At 57.8% G+C, this 11,561-nt stretch carries 11 protein-coding genes and 1 other RNA gene; 3 read left to right on the plus strand and 9 right to left on the minus strand.

What is annotated here, in order from left to right; all coding sequences use genetic code 11:
* Positions 1 to 30 precede the first annotated feature (30 nt).
* The 3 genes from FO014_RS04690 to astA form a co-directional block, all read right to left on the minus strand.
* Positions 31 to 1,452 carry an amino acid permease gene (locus FO014_RS04690; RefSeq protein ID WP_160028063.1) on the minus strand — a complete coding sequence of 474 codons (1,422 nt, stop codon included), beginning with the start codon at positions 1,450 to 1,452 and terminating at the stop codon, positions 31 to 33.
* Between the two features lie 124 nt (positions 1,453 to 1,576).
* Positions 1,577 to 2,920, minus strand: coding sequence for an N-succinylarginine dihydrolase (astB, locus tag FO014_RS04695; RefSeq protein ID WP_160031353.1), 1,344 nt, complete (start codon positions 2,918 to 2,920; stop codon positions 1,577 to 1,579).
* Between the two features lie 34 nt (positions 2,921 to 2,954).
* Positions 2,955 to 3,956 (minus strand): arginine N-succinyltransferase, encoded by a 1,002-nt coding sequence (gene astA, locus FO014_RS04700; RefSeq protein WP_246168120.1) that lies wholly within the window; start codon positions 3,954 to 3,956, stop codon positions 2,955 to 2,957.
* Positions 3,957 to 4,578: 622 nt separating this feature from the next.
* Between astA and FO014_RS04705 the strand changes: the two genes are divergently transcribed.
* Positions 4,579 to 5,853, plus strand: a complete 1,275-nt coding sequence (locus tag FO014_RS04705; protein WP_160028067.1) for a Glu/Leu/Phe/Val family dehydrogenase — start codon at positions 4,579 to 4,581, stop codon at positions 5,851 to 5,853.
* Positions 5,854 to 5,916: 63 nt separating this feature from the next.
* Here FO014_RS04705 and FO014_RS04710 read toward each other — a convergent pair whose 3' ends face one another.
* The 3 genes from FO014_RS04710 to ffs all read right to left on the minus strand — a co-directional run bounded on the left by FO014_RS04710 (position 5,917) and on the right by ffs (position 7,391).
* Positions 5,917 to 6,513: a glutathione S-transferase family protein gene (locus FO014_RS04710; RefSeq protein ID WP_160028069.1), complete on the minus strand. Its 597-nt coding sequence runs from the start codon at positions 6,511 to 6,513 to the stop codon at positions 5,917 to 5,919.
* Between the two features lie 23 nt (positions 6,514 to 6,536).
* A complete protein-coding gene (locus FO014_RS04715) occupies positions 6,537 to 7,142 on the minus strand; it encodes a LysE family translocator (protein ID WP_160028071.1) in 606 nt (201 codons plus the stop codon).
* Between the two features lie 152 nt (positions 7,143 to 7,294).
* Positions 7,295 to 7,391: signal recognition particle sRNA small type (ffs, locus tag FO014_RS04720), an RNA gene on the minus strand.
* A 154-nt stretch (positions 7,392 to 7,545) separates the two neighbouring features.
* On the opposite strand from ffs, the gene FO014_RS04725 reads away from it, so the two are divergent.
* Positions 7,546 to 7,860, plus strand: coding sequence for an MGMT family protein (locus tag FO014_RS04725; protein WP_160028073.1), 315 nt, complete (start codon positions 7,546 to 7,548; stop codon positions 7,858 to 7,860).
* 58 nt (positions 7,861 to 7,918) lie between these two features.
* Here the strand turns inward: FO014_RS04725 and FO014_RS04730 are convergent, their stop codons facing one another.
* Positions 7,919 to 8,407, minus strand: a complete 489-nt coding sequence (locus tag FO014_RS04730; RefSeq protein WP_160028075.1) for a YbaY family lipoprotein — start codon at positions 8,405 to 8,407, stop codon at positions 7,919 to 7,921.
* A gap of 320 nt (positions 8,408 to 8,727) precedes the next feature.
* Between FO014_RS04730 and tesB the strand changes: the two genes are divergently transcribed.
* On the plus strand, positions 8,728 to 9,591 hold the full coding sequence (gene tesB, locus FO014_RS04735; RefSeq protein ID WP_105230031.1) for an acyl-CoA thioesterase II: 864 nt from the start codon (positions 8,728 to 8,730) through the stop codon (positions 9,589 to 9,591).
* 66 nt (positions 9,592 to 9,657) lie between these two features.
* On the opposite strand, the gene amtB is transcribed toward tesB, so the two are convergent.
* Positions 9,658 to 10,944 carry an ammonium transporter AmtB gene (gene amtB / locus FO014_RS04740; RefSeq protein ID WP_160028077.1) on the minus strand — a complete coding sequence of 429 codons (1,287 nt, stop codon included), beginning with the start codon at positions 10,942 to 10,944 and terminating at the stop codon, positions 9,658 to 9,660.
* 37 nt (positions 10,945 to 10,981) lie between these two features.
* A complete protein-coding gene (glnK, locus tag FO014_RS04745) occupies positions 10,982 to 11,320 on the minus strand; it encodes a P-II family nitrogen regulator (protein WP_004949337.1) in 339 nt (112 codons plus the stop codon).
* Between the last annotated feature and the right edge of the window lie 241 nt (positions 11,321 to 11,561).

Consider the following 11,561-nt stretch of genomic DNA (forward strand, 5'->3'; position numbering starts at 1 on the left):
GGCCGGTAGGCCCTCTAATTCCAAGCGGGGTTATAGACTGCGCTCTAAGGCAACATAGCGCGCTTCTTTCTTCTGTTTCATACGCCAGAACAGCCACAGCATAATAAACCACGCCGGCGTGGCGATAAGCGCCTTGCGGGTATCCGGATCAAACAGCATGATGAAGATGGTAAAGGCGAAGAACAGCAGCGTCACCCAGCTCATCAACACGCCCGCCGGCATTTTAAACATCGACCGCTCATGCAGTTCGGGGGACTTTTTGCGGTATGCCAGATAGGCGATCAGGATCATCATCCAGCTGTACACCACCATAATCGCGGCCAGCGTCGAGACGATGGTAAACAGCGTCATCACGTTGGGCACCAGGAACAGCAACAGCGTGCCGCTTAACATACAAAAACAGGAGAACAGCAGGCTGCGCACCGGGATGCGCGTGGTGCGCGACAGGATGCGAAACTGCCCGTGGGCATGCTTTTCCACCGACAGGCCGTACAGCATACGCGTACTGGAATAGACGCCGCTGTTCGCCGACGACATTGCCGACGTCAACGCGACAAAATTAATCATCGCCGCCGCCGCGGGCAAACCGGCCTTGTCAAACAGCGTCACAAAAGGGCTGCTATCCGGCGAGATCCCCGGCCATGAGGTCACGCCGATAATCACAATCATCGACAGCAGATAAAAAATAATAATCCGCAGCGGCAGCGAGTTAATGGCGCGCGGCAGGATCTTCTGCGGATCTTTGGTTTCCGCGGTCATCGTCCCCAGCAGTTCAATACCGGTGCAGGAGAAGATCGCAATCTGAAAGCCCGCCAGAAAACCGGTGATGCCATGCGGCATAAACACCTGCGGATCGGTGATATGCGTCAGCGAGGCCTGCACGCCGTCCGGCGATGTCCAGCCGGAGGCAATCATCCAGCCGCCGGTCAGGATCAGCGCGATAATGGTGATAACCTTGATCAAGGCGAACCAGAACTCCGCCTCGCCAAACATTTTCACCGACAGCAGGTTAAACAGGCACAGCAGGCCAAGAGTGAATAACGCCGGGATCCAGGCCGACATTTCCGGAAACCAATACTGCATATAGCTGCCGCACACTACCACGTCGGCAATGCAGGTCACCACCCAGCTCAGCCAGTAGGTCCAGCCTAAAAAGAAGCTGGCCCGCGGGCCGAGGTAATCACCGACAAAATCGGCAAACGAGCGGTAGTCCAGCTTTGACAGCAGCACCTCCCCCATCGCCCGCATCACCATATAGGTAAAAAAACCGACCAGTACATAGATAAGCAGGATCGACGTGCCGGAGATGGCGATATTTCTGCCCGCCCCCATAAACAGGCCGGTGCCAATCGCGCCGCCAAGCGCGATCATCTGGATATGACGCTCACCGAGGCCGCGCGTCAGTTTCTGCGGGGCAGACGTCGTCCGCCCTTCAGGTTTATGGTGTGTCATGGCTATTCCTTCATCAATCTGGCAAAGCGAGATGCGGCGCGGCAGGGCGCAGCTGCAAACAGGTTGGTGATAGCGCAGTCAGCCAGGCGTATCGTCGCCGACCGCGTGATTCATTTCCGGCACCCTAGCGCTGGAAATCATAGATTGAGCCAAGGCGTAAAATTTGCGTGAGCTCGTCAAGCGCCTGCCGCACCTCATACAGCAGGTGGGGATCGGCCAGGTCGCGGGCGTGCAGCCGGTCGCGATAATGTTTTTCGACCCACTGCGTCAGGCGGTGATAGCGTTCATCATTCATCAGACTGGCGGCGTTGACGGCGGACAGTTCGGCATCGTTCAACGCCACCCGCAGGCGCAGGCACGCCGGCCCACCGCCGTTGCGCATGCTCTCACGCAGATCGAATACCGCAACTTCATCAATGGGCGAGCGTCCGTCGCGTGTCAGATCGCTGAGGTATTCCCAGACGTTGGCGCGCTGGCGACACTCTTCCGGCACCACGATCAGCATTTTTCCGTCCGGCTTGCTGAGCAACTGGCTATTGAACAGGTATGAGGCCACCGCATCCTCCAGGCTGACCCGCTCCTGCGGCACCTCGACGTTGATAAACGGCAGTTCCAGCGCGTCGGCTTTTTCGCGCAGCGCCGCCAGCACCTCTTGCTGGTTCAGAAACGCATGCTGATGATGGAACAATACGTTACGGTTACTGACCGCAATCACATCGTTATGGAATACCCCGCTGTCGATGGCCGCCGGGTTCTGCTGCGCATAGAGCGTGTATTCCGGCTTCAGTTGATGCAGCCGCGCCACCGCCTGACAAGCCTCCAGCGTTTGACGGGCCGGATACCTGACCGGTGCCGGCCCGCCGCCAAAGGCGCGCCGGCCGTAAACGAACAGCTGCAGCCCCTGCTGGTTATAGTTCTGACACAGCCGGTTATGGTTGGCCGCGCCTTCATCGCCGAAGTCGCTCTGCTGCGGCAGGGCCGCGTGATGGCAGAAGTAACGCTCATCGGCGAAGGTGGCGCGCAGAATCGCCGAGGTGACCGGCGCTTCCTGCGCACGGTGCAGTTTGTTATTCAGGTTGGCGACGGTGAAGTGCAGTTTGCCGTCCGCGCTGTCGGCCGACGGGGAAACCGTGGCGGCATTGGCGGTCCACATCGATGAGGCCGAACCGTAGGCCGACAGCAGCTGCGGCGCGTCAGCAGCGGCGCGCTGCACAATCTGCGCATCCGTCCCCTGAAAGCCCAGCGCGCGCAACGCGGCAACATTGGGCCGCGGCTGCGGCGGCAGAATGCCCTGAATATATCCCCGGTCTGCCAGCGCTTTCATTTTATGCAGCCCCTGCAGCGCCGCCTGACGGGGGTTGGACAGCCCGTCGCGGTTGTTCTGCGAGGCTTCATTACCGACGGAAAGCCCGGCATAGTGATGCGTAGGCCCGACCAGGCCGTCAAAGTTGGCTTCAGCGCCCGACATCCACTGCGTTTTTACGGTCATAAGCGTCTCTTTCCTAAGGGTTAAGTGTGAGCACGTGGAGCGGGTCCCGTTCGCCGCTTTGCAGCGCATCCAGCAACGGCTGGCCAAGCGTCTGCGCTTCTTCCGCCGCGATCAACAGCGCGCGGAAATGGGCAAACTGGTTATTAGCGACAATCACCGGCGATGTCGGATCGAGCGTCAGCTGATGCGCCGACGTACGTTGCACGCGGCGAATCGCCTTGAGCTTATCGGTTTCAGCCTCCAGCACCGGGCCGGCATCAAAAATATCGACCGACCCCTGCCAACTGAATCCCTCTTTTTCCAGGATCGCCCTGGCCGGCGTCGTTTGCGTGTGCACCTGCCCGATGGCTTGCTTGGCGCTGTCCGGCAGCAGAGAGACGTAAATCGGGTAGGACGGCATCAGTTCGGCAATGAAGGTTTTCATACCGCTGCCGCTGAGGCGGTCTGCTTCGGCAAAAGAAATAGCAAAAAAATGGTGGCCCAGCGCATCCCAGAAAGGCGAATGGCCGTTGTCATCAAGCAGCCCGCGCAGTTCGGCAAAAATATGGGAGGAGAACCAGCTTCTGAAGGCTGAAATAAACAGGAAGCGCGCCTTGGACAGCAGCAGCCCGTTACGATTTTTTTGATATTCCGGATCGAGGAACAGGGTGCAGAGTTCGCTGTGGCCGGTATGGTCATAGCTCAGATTGAGGAGTTCAAGGTCCTTATACACGCCCAGTTCTTTCGAGGCACGCACCGTACGCTGCAGGCGGAAGTTATAGAACGGCTCATCCAGCCCTACCGCAACTTCAATCGCGCTGACGCCCGCCACGCACGCGCTCTCGGTGTCTTCCAGCACGAACAGAAACCCTTGCTGAGCGCGCGGTAACTTGCCGGCGAAGGTATCGATACTGCGGCGAATGCGTGCTTCCAGCCGCGCCCTGTCATTGGGCAACGACGTCAGCCCGACGCCCGCGCGTGATGCCAGCCGCATGATGCCATTCAGATCGTCTTCCCGAACGGGTCGAAAAATAATCACTACTGCGCTCCCTAACCAAGCTGACGGAACGTGGCAACACGTCCGGCAGGAATAAAAAAAGCGGGTAAAAAGCACCAACCGCGTCTTCGTTCCCCCCTATTGCATCGCGCTCCTTTCCATGATGAATGCCCACAGTCAACCCGCCGGCGGCCCGGGTAAACGGGACGCTGCATACGTTTTTTAATGCACGCCTACCCGTTGCGCTGAGAGAAGAATTCATCGCGACTGAGAGGGAACAGGAAAAACCAGACGGTTAGCAGGTCATTACCAATACCTTTTTGGTTGCGTACCTTAATGCTGTGTCTGCTAACGAAATAAAGTCAATACGAAATAACATCAATTTATTCACTTTTTGATAACCTTCAATATTCTGAAAAATAGACATAATCTCACGACATATTCACTAAATAGCGCACAAAGTGAATAAATATGCGATGTATGTGGGCGATAGAAATGACTTTTTATTCATTTAATCATGCTGCCAGGCGGCTTAAATACAGTTATTTCCTCTGCCGGGAGATAGCATATTTTTAAAATAGTGTTAACGTTAAGCGCGTACCGTTCATTGCACTAACTTTCCACGTCTACACAACATAATTTTTGGTAAAACAGGCCTATTATGGAAAAGTTATCTTACGCTTCCGAAAGCTCCACCTCTCCTTGGGTAACCTATCTGCGCCAAATCGACCGCGTCGCGCCCCATCTGGGTGACCTGGCCCATTGGATCGAAACGCTGCGCCACCCTAAGCGCGCGCTGATCGTCGATATTCCGCTGCAAATGGATGACGGCACCATCCGCCATTTCGAGGGCTATCGCGTACAGCACAACCTGTCGCGCGGCCCGGGCAAAGGCGGCGTGCGTTATCACCCCGATGTGGATCTCAATGAAGTGATGGCGCTTTCAGCCTGGATGACCATCAAGTGCGCAGCCTTGAACCTGCCGTACGGCGGCGCCAAAGGTGGTATCCGCGTCGATCCTTTCTCCCTGTCTGAAGGGGAACTGGAGCGGCTGACCCGCCGTTATACCAGCGAGATCGGCCTGATTATCGGCCCGCAGAAAGATATTCCCGCACCGGATGTCGGCACCAACGGCAAAGTGATGGCCTGGATGATGGATACCTACTCCATGAACCACGGCACCACAATCACCGGCGTGGTGACAGGTAAACCGATCCACCTGGGCGGCTCTCTCGGCCGTGAAAAAGCCACCGGCCGCGGCGTATTTATTACCGGCTGCGAAGTCGCCAAACGTTCCGGCATTGAGATTGAAGGCGCCAAAATCGCGCTGCAGGGCTTCGGCAACGTGGGCAGCGAAGCGGCTCGCCTGTTTGAGAAAGCGGGCGCACGCATTGTGGCCGTACAGGACCACTCGGCAACGCTGTACAACGAAGCCGGCATCGATTTAACCGAGCTGACCGTCTGGCAAGCCGAAAGCAAACAGATTGCCGGCTTCCCTGGCGCGCAGGAAATTGCCAAAGAGGAGTTCTGGACGCTGCAGATGGATATTCTGATCCCGGCGGCGCTGGAAGGACAAATCACCCGCGAACGCGCGGAGAACCTCAGCTGCAAACTGGTTCTGGAAGGCGCCAACGGCCCAACCTACCCGGAAGCGGATGACGTACTGGCCGAGCGCGGGATCCTGGTAGTGCCTGACGTAATCTGTAACGCCGGCGGGGTAACGGTCAGTTACTTCGAATGGGTACAGGATATGGCCAGCTTCTTCTGGAGCGAAGAGGAAATCAACCAGCGCATGGACAAAATCATAACCGACGCTATCGCCCACGTGTGCGATAAAGCCGAAGAAAAGAACTGTTCACTGCGTACCAGCGCCTATATCGTCGCCTGCGAACGAATCCTGCTGGCCCGTAAGGACCGCGGTATTTATCCGGGCTGATCGGCAGCGCGCCGTCAGACTGCCAGCAAGGGCGCGGACCGCGCCCTTTTCATTGCCTGCCAGTCAGCCATTATTCCTGATCACGGCTTGTTGATAGGCCTCCCGCGTCTGACAACGCAGCAGATACTCCTCAAACACGGTCGGCAGAGGAATCCCGCACGTTTTTGCCCACATCAGGTTTTGGGCGACAAAGATATCGGCAATCGTGAATGTGTCCCCCGTAATCCACGATGCAATAGACTGATGTTCAAGACACTTAATGGCACTCTCCGCCTCCCGCCGGGCCACTTCTTCCACCGCAGCAACCTTGAGCGCATCGGGAAGTAATGCCACATGCTTCAACAAAGACCAGAGCGGCGGCTCCAGTTCGGTCAGTGCAAAGCTCATCCATTGCTCAACGCGGGCATTAGCGCGGAGTTCGGCAGGATATAAACACTGCCCTGCCGTCTTGGCGCACACATACTTACAGATAGCCGCGCTTTCAAAAATGAGGAATCCCTTATCGTCCAGCACCGGCACCTTATTCTGCGGATGGGGTGAACGGATTTCCGGGGTGGCAGACAGCAGATCGACGCGTACCGTCTCATAATCCAGATGTAACTCTTCAAGCGACCACAGCACGCGTAACGAGCGGCTTTTTGGGAAAGTATAAACTTTCATCCGTCATCCTTTTTTCCAGCGTTCTAATGATGAAGCAGGCTGCCCAGGGAGAAAAACACCAGCAGCATGCCTCCACCGATATTGATGTACTTTTTCAGCGTCAGGGGATCGGCTTTTCTGGCGGAGAACACCAGCGCATAGCTGACCGCAATCAGCCAGACGCTCATTACCGCAATATGTACCGAAGCCAGCAGCAAATAGTTGCCAAGCTCCCCGTGCCGCCCGGCAAACTGCGACACCACCGTCAGATAGAACATAATGGCTTTTGGGTTCAGCACGTTGAGCAACCACGCGCTCTTCAACGTGACGCTCCCCCGACCGCGATTCAGCGCCAACCGCCGTGCGGAAACGCCGCTGCGGATCAGTTGAATCCCCAGCCAGAGCAGGTACAGGTTGCCGGCTATTTTCAGCACGCCGAACGCCGCCGGCGATGCCGCCAACACGGCGGTAACGCCAAGGCCAATCAGGAGTGCATGGGTGTAGATGCCCAGCGCCGTACCGAGCAGCGTTTTGAGCAATCCCTGGCGGCCGTCCGCCAGCGCGCCGTTCATCGCCAGCGTGAAACTCGCGCCGGGAGAAAGCGCGACGGGCAACAGTGCGGGGATAAAACCAGGCAGGTTAATGTCCATAGACGAAGAATAATAGGTAACCGCTTTCGGCTTGGCAAGCGTATGGGGAACGTTGCGGGATGTGCGTTCGCGCGCCGGGAAGAACGGGAAAACCCGCGGCACCAGGCTAAAAAATAGGGGGGAAAGCAATCGGATGGCAGAAATGGTGGAGGCCCTGCCAGCTACATCCCGGCACACACGTCACCTGCTGCGGCTGCTTCCTTCCGGACCTGACCGAGTTCACAAGTTAGTGTTGCGGGAGAACCAACAGGGCCCCCATTGACGGCTTCCATACTGCGAAGCGGTGGGCATTATCGGTGATGGCATCTGAAATAGCAAGCCGACCGGGACCAACCGCTGTTTTCTTACCCAGCCGGCCTGTGGCACACTGCCAGTCCGACAGCAATACGGCGTATTTATCTCTATGGAATCCACAGACCCGACTTTCCGCCAGCGCGTCTTTCACGTCGTCGCCGCCATTCCCTGCGGCAAGGTGATTGCCTATGGCGACGTGGCCCAGTTAGCCGGCTCACCGCGGGCGGCGCGCCAGGTTGGCGGCGTTCTGAAGAAACTGCCGGCGGGCAGCACCCTGCCCTGGCACCGGGTGATCAACCGGCACGGCAAGATCTCATTGCGCGGCGAGGATTTTCAGCGGCAGCGGCAGGCGCTGCTGGCGGAAGGCATTATGTTCGATGCCGAAGGCGCGGTGGACTTTGCCCGTTTCGGCTGGCGGCCATAATAACGCTGCCTTTAGCCCGTAAGCCAAAGGCAGCGGAAAACACCATCGGGTAACGCCGTTACGGCATCGCGGTTGATGCCGCCTGTACCGGCACGTTCTGCACCGGCACCAGTTGCAGGTCGGCGCGCGTACCGTTGCGGTTGACGACTTCCTGAATCGTGTCGGTGATAAAACTCAGTTGCCCGTTAACGGTTACCGCCGCGCTCAGAATAATACGGGCATGCGGCTGAATGTCCGCCGGGTTATAAGGCACGGCAAAGGTAAACGGCGCCTGCTGGCCTTCAGTGCGGATCACCCGCTGAGCGATCACCTTGGACGGTGCGTCCGCCAGCGAGGCATCGGACAGCGTGACCGTCAGCACAGCATGCGGCGGCAAGGCAATACGCTGGGCGATATTGACCGTCCCCGTCACCGCAGGGCCGGTCACCTGCATTTGTTGTGCGGTCGCCGGGCTTCCTGCTGCCGATGTCGGGGCATCTGCGCCATTCTGGGCACAGCCGGCCAGCGTCACGGCGGCGGCCCCAGCAAGGATTTGCCAGAATTTCATCGAGCGGTCTCCTTCTTTATTATCAACAAATTGGCGGCTTACGCCGTCTTACCCCTTAAACCTAGCACAAAACTCTGAGACATTCCCATCCGCCTGCCGATTAATCAGCCAGCGGGCGTCCGCATGTTTCATACCGTAACCGTTTGACCATCGCTGCAACGCGCCGCCAGAAAGCCATCCGTCAGCGACTACCGGTAATCACTTTGCGCCCCGTTGTGTGAGGTTCATACTATGGCAACAGTAGTCGGATTTAGCCGGTTGACGGCTTACCGTGATCTTCCGCACACTACACAAAACAATTATTAGAAGGATGACCTTTTATGAGCCAGGCATTGCAAAACCTTCTTGAGCTGCTCAAGTTGGAAAAAATCGAAGAGGGCCTGTTCCGCGGGCAAAGCGAGGATCTGGGCTTACGCCAGGTGTTCGGCGGCCAGGTGGTCGGCCAGGCGCTCTATGCAGCCAAAGATACGGTACCGGCCGAGCGCAGCGTGCACTCGTTCCACAGCTACTTCCTGCGCCCGGGCGACAGCAGCAAAGCTATCGTCTACGACGTCGAAACGCTGCGCGATGGCAACAGTTTCAGCGCCCGCCGGGTCAGCGCCGTTCAGAACGGCAAACCCATTTTCTATATGACGGCCTCGTTCCAAAGCCCGGAAAGCGGCTTCGAACACCAGAACACCATGCCTGACGTGCCGCAGCCGGAAGGCCTGATGTCCGAATCAGAAATCGCGCAGCAGCTGGCGCATATGCTGCCGGAAAAGGTGCGCGATAAGTTTACCAGCCAGAAACCGCTGGAAGTGCGCCCGGTAAAATTCCATAACCCGCTGCAGGGCAAGGTGGACGAGCCGTACCGCTACGTCTGGCTGCGCGCGAACGGCGCCATGCCGGATGATGCGCGTATTCACCAGTATCTGCTGGGCTATGCCTCCGATCTGAACTTCCTGCCGACGGCGCTGCAGCCGCACGGCGTCGGCTTCCTGGAGCCGGGGATGCAGGTAGCGACCATCGACCACTCCATGTGGTTCCACCGACCGTTCCGCATGGATGACTGGCTGCTCTACGCGGTGGAAAGCACCTCGGCATCCAGCGCACGCGGTTTTGTTCGCGGGCAGTTCTATACCCGCGACGGCGTGCTGGTCGCCAGCACGGTGCAGGAAGGGGTGATGCGCCGCCATACGGCATAACGCCGGCCAAGAAAAAAGGCGATGTTGCCATCGCCTTTGTTGCTTCATCATTATTTTATTATCGATTTACTGGTTGTAGGCGCTTTCGCCGTGGCTGTTGATATCCAGCCCTTCGCGCTCCTGCTCTTCCGGCACGCGCAGCCCCACCAGCACGCCGGCAATCTTGAAGGCGATAAACGCGGCAACGCTGGACCAGATCAGCGTAATGATCACGCTGAGCAGCTGGATCCACACCTGATGCCCCATGGTGACGCCTTCCGCATAGCCGGTGCCTCCCAGTGAAGAGGCGGTGAATACCCCGGTCAGCAGACAGCCGACGATGCCGCACACGCCGTGTACGCCAAAGACGTCACAGGTATCATCCACATTCAGCCATTTCTTCAGCGTCACCACGCCCCACAGGCCGGCGGCCCCGCCGACCAGGCCGATAATCAGCGCGCCGCCAACGCCGACGGTGCCCGCCGCCGGCGTAACGGCAACCAGCCCGGCGATACAACCGGAACAGGCGCCCAGCAGCGACGGTTTGCCGCGCACCAGCCATTCGGCAAACACCCAGGAAAGGATGGCGCCGGCGGTGGCGACCACCGTGTTCAGGAAGGCTAATGCCGCAACGCCATTGGCCTCGCCGGCGGAACCGGCGTTAAAGCCGAACCAGCCGATATACAGAATCGAAGTGCCGGTAAAAACCATCGGCAGGTTGTGCGGTTTGAACGCCTCTTTGCCGAAGCCCGCGCGTTTGCCCAACAGGTAAGCGCCAATCAGGCCGGCGCTGGCGGCGTTGATATGCACCACCGTGCCGCCGGCAAAATCCAGCGCGCCATCGGCCGCCAGGAAACCGCCGCCCCATACCATATGGGCAATCGGCAGGTAGGAGATGGTGAACCAGATCGCCGCGAAGATAATCACCGCGGAAAAGCGGATACGCTCGGCAAACCCGCCCACCACCAGCGCCACGGTAATGCAGGCAAAGGAGCATTGGAATGCCACGTGCACCAGTTGGCTATAAGAGCCGGTAATGCTGTCAATGCCGATGCCTTTCAACATTGCGGTGTCGAAACCGCCGTAAAACGCATTGCCCTCGCTGAAGGCCAGGCTGTAGCCATACAGCACCCACAGCACGCACACCAGCGCAAAGGTCACCATCACCTGAGTGAGCATCGACAGCACATTCTTGCCGCGCAGCAAGCCGCCATAGAATAATGCGATACCTGGTAGAGTCATAAACAGCACCAGTGCGGTGCAAATCATCATAAAGGCGTTATCGGCCTTATCGATGGCCGCCGGAGCAGCCTGAGCCAGAGAAGGCGCCAGGGCTGCCGCACTCAGGCCCAACATGGATAAACGTTTTTTCATTATTGTCTGATCCCCATTTCAGTCGCTGAGTCGGTATTTACAGCGCGGCTTCATCGGTTTCGCCGGTACGTATGCGAATCACGCGCTGCAGTTCGGCCACAAAAATCTTGCCGTCGCCAATTTTGCCGGTGTAGGCGGCTTTGCTAATCACATCAACCACTTCGTCTAATTGATCGTCGGCAATGGCAATATCGATTTTGACTTTGGGTAAAAAGTTGACGCTGTATTCGGCGCCGCGGTACAGCTCGGCGTGCCCCTTCTGACGGCCAAACCCTTTTACTTCAGTGACGGTCAGCCCCTGAATGCCGACTGAGGATAGGGCTTCACGCACGTCCTCCAACTTGAATGGTTTGATCACCACGGTAACCAGCTTCATATTGCCCCTCCACAATTAAACCCAAACTCACCCCTGGTATAAGTCTGAATAAAGCAAAGGCTGTGCCATAAATTGTTTTAGGAGAAAACTCAGCGGATTATCCGTCTGCCGACGGCGGGAGCCTGCAGAAGCGGGCGGGGAAGAGATTGCTGGTTGTTTTTTGTGCACCACGATGGTGCGCGTCGTGTCATTGCAGTGCAAAGCAAGAAATTTACCGGCCAACGTGCCTGATTATGGTGCG

It is taken from the genome of Serratia rhizosphaerae (assembly GCF_009817885.1).
Lineage (GTDB): Bacteria > Pseudomonadota > Gammaproteobacteria > Enterobacterales > Enterobacteriaceae > Serratia_B > Serratia_B rhizosphaerae.

Excerpts from the sequence above, each read along its gene's own strand:
- FO014_RS04705 (WP_160028067.1), top strand. The coding sequence starts at position 4,579 with ATGGAAAAGTTATCTTACGCTTCCGAAAGCTCCACCTCTCCTTGGGTA.
- astB (WP_160031353.1), bottom strand. The coding sequence starts at position 2,920 with ATGTCGGGCGCTGAAGCCAACTTTGACGGCCTGGTCGGGCCTACGCAT.
- glnK (WP_004949337.1), bottom strand. The coding sequence starts at position 11,320 with ATGAAGCTGGTTACCGTGGTGATCAAACCATTCAAGTTGGAGGACGTG.
- FO014_RS04710 (WP_160028069.1), bottom strand. The coding sequence starts at position 6,513 with ATGAAAGTTTATACTTTCCCAAAAAGCCGCTCGTTACGCGTGCTGTGG.
- amtB (WP_160028077.1), bottom strand. The coding sequence starts at position 10,944 with ATGAAAAAACGTTTATCCATGTTGGGCCTGAGTGCGGCAGCCCTGGCG.
- tesB (WP_105230031.1), top strand. The coding sequence starts at position 8,728 with ATGAGCCAGGCATTGCAAAACCTTCTTGAGCTGCTCAAGTTGGAAAAA.
- FO014_RS04715 (WP_160028071.1), bottom strand. The coding sequence starts at position 7,142 with ATGGACATTAACCTGCCTGGTTTTATCCCCGCACTGTTGCCCGTCGCG.
- FO014_RS04730 (WP_160028075.1), bottom strand. The coding sequence starts at position 8,407 with ATGAAATTCTGGCAAATCCTTGCTGGGGCCGCCGCCGTGACGCTGGCC.
- FO014_RS04690 (WP_160028063.1), bottom strand. The coding sequence starts at position 1,452 with ATGACACACCATAAACCTGAAGGGCGGACGACGTCTGCCCCGCAGAAA.
- FO014_RS04725 (WP_160028073.1), top strand. The coding sequence starts at position 7,546 with ATGGAATCCACAGACCCGACTTTCCGCCAGCGCGTCTTTCACGTCGTC.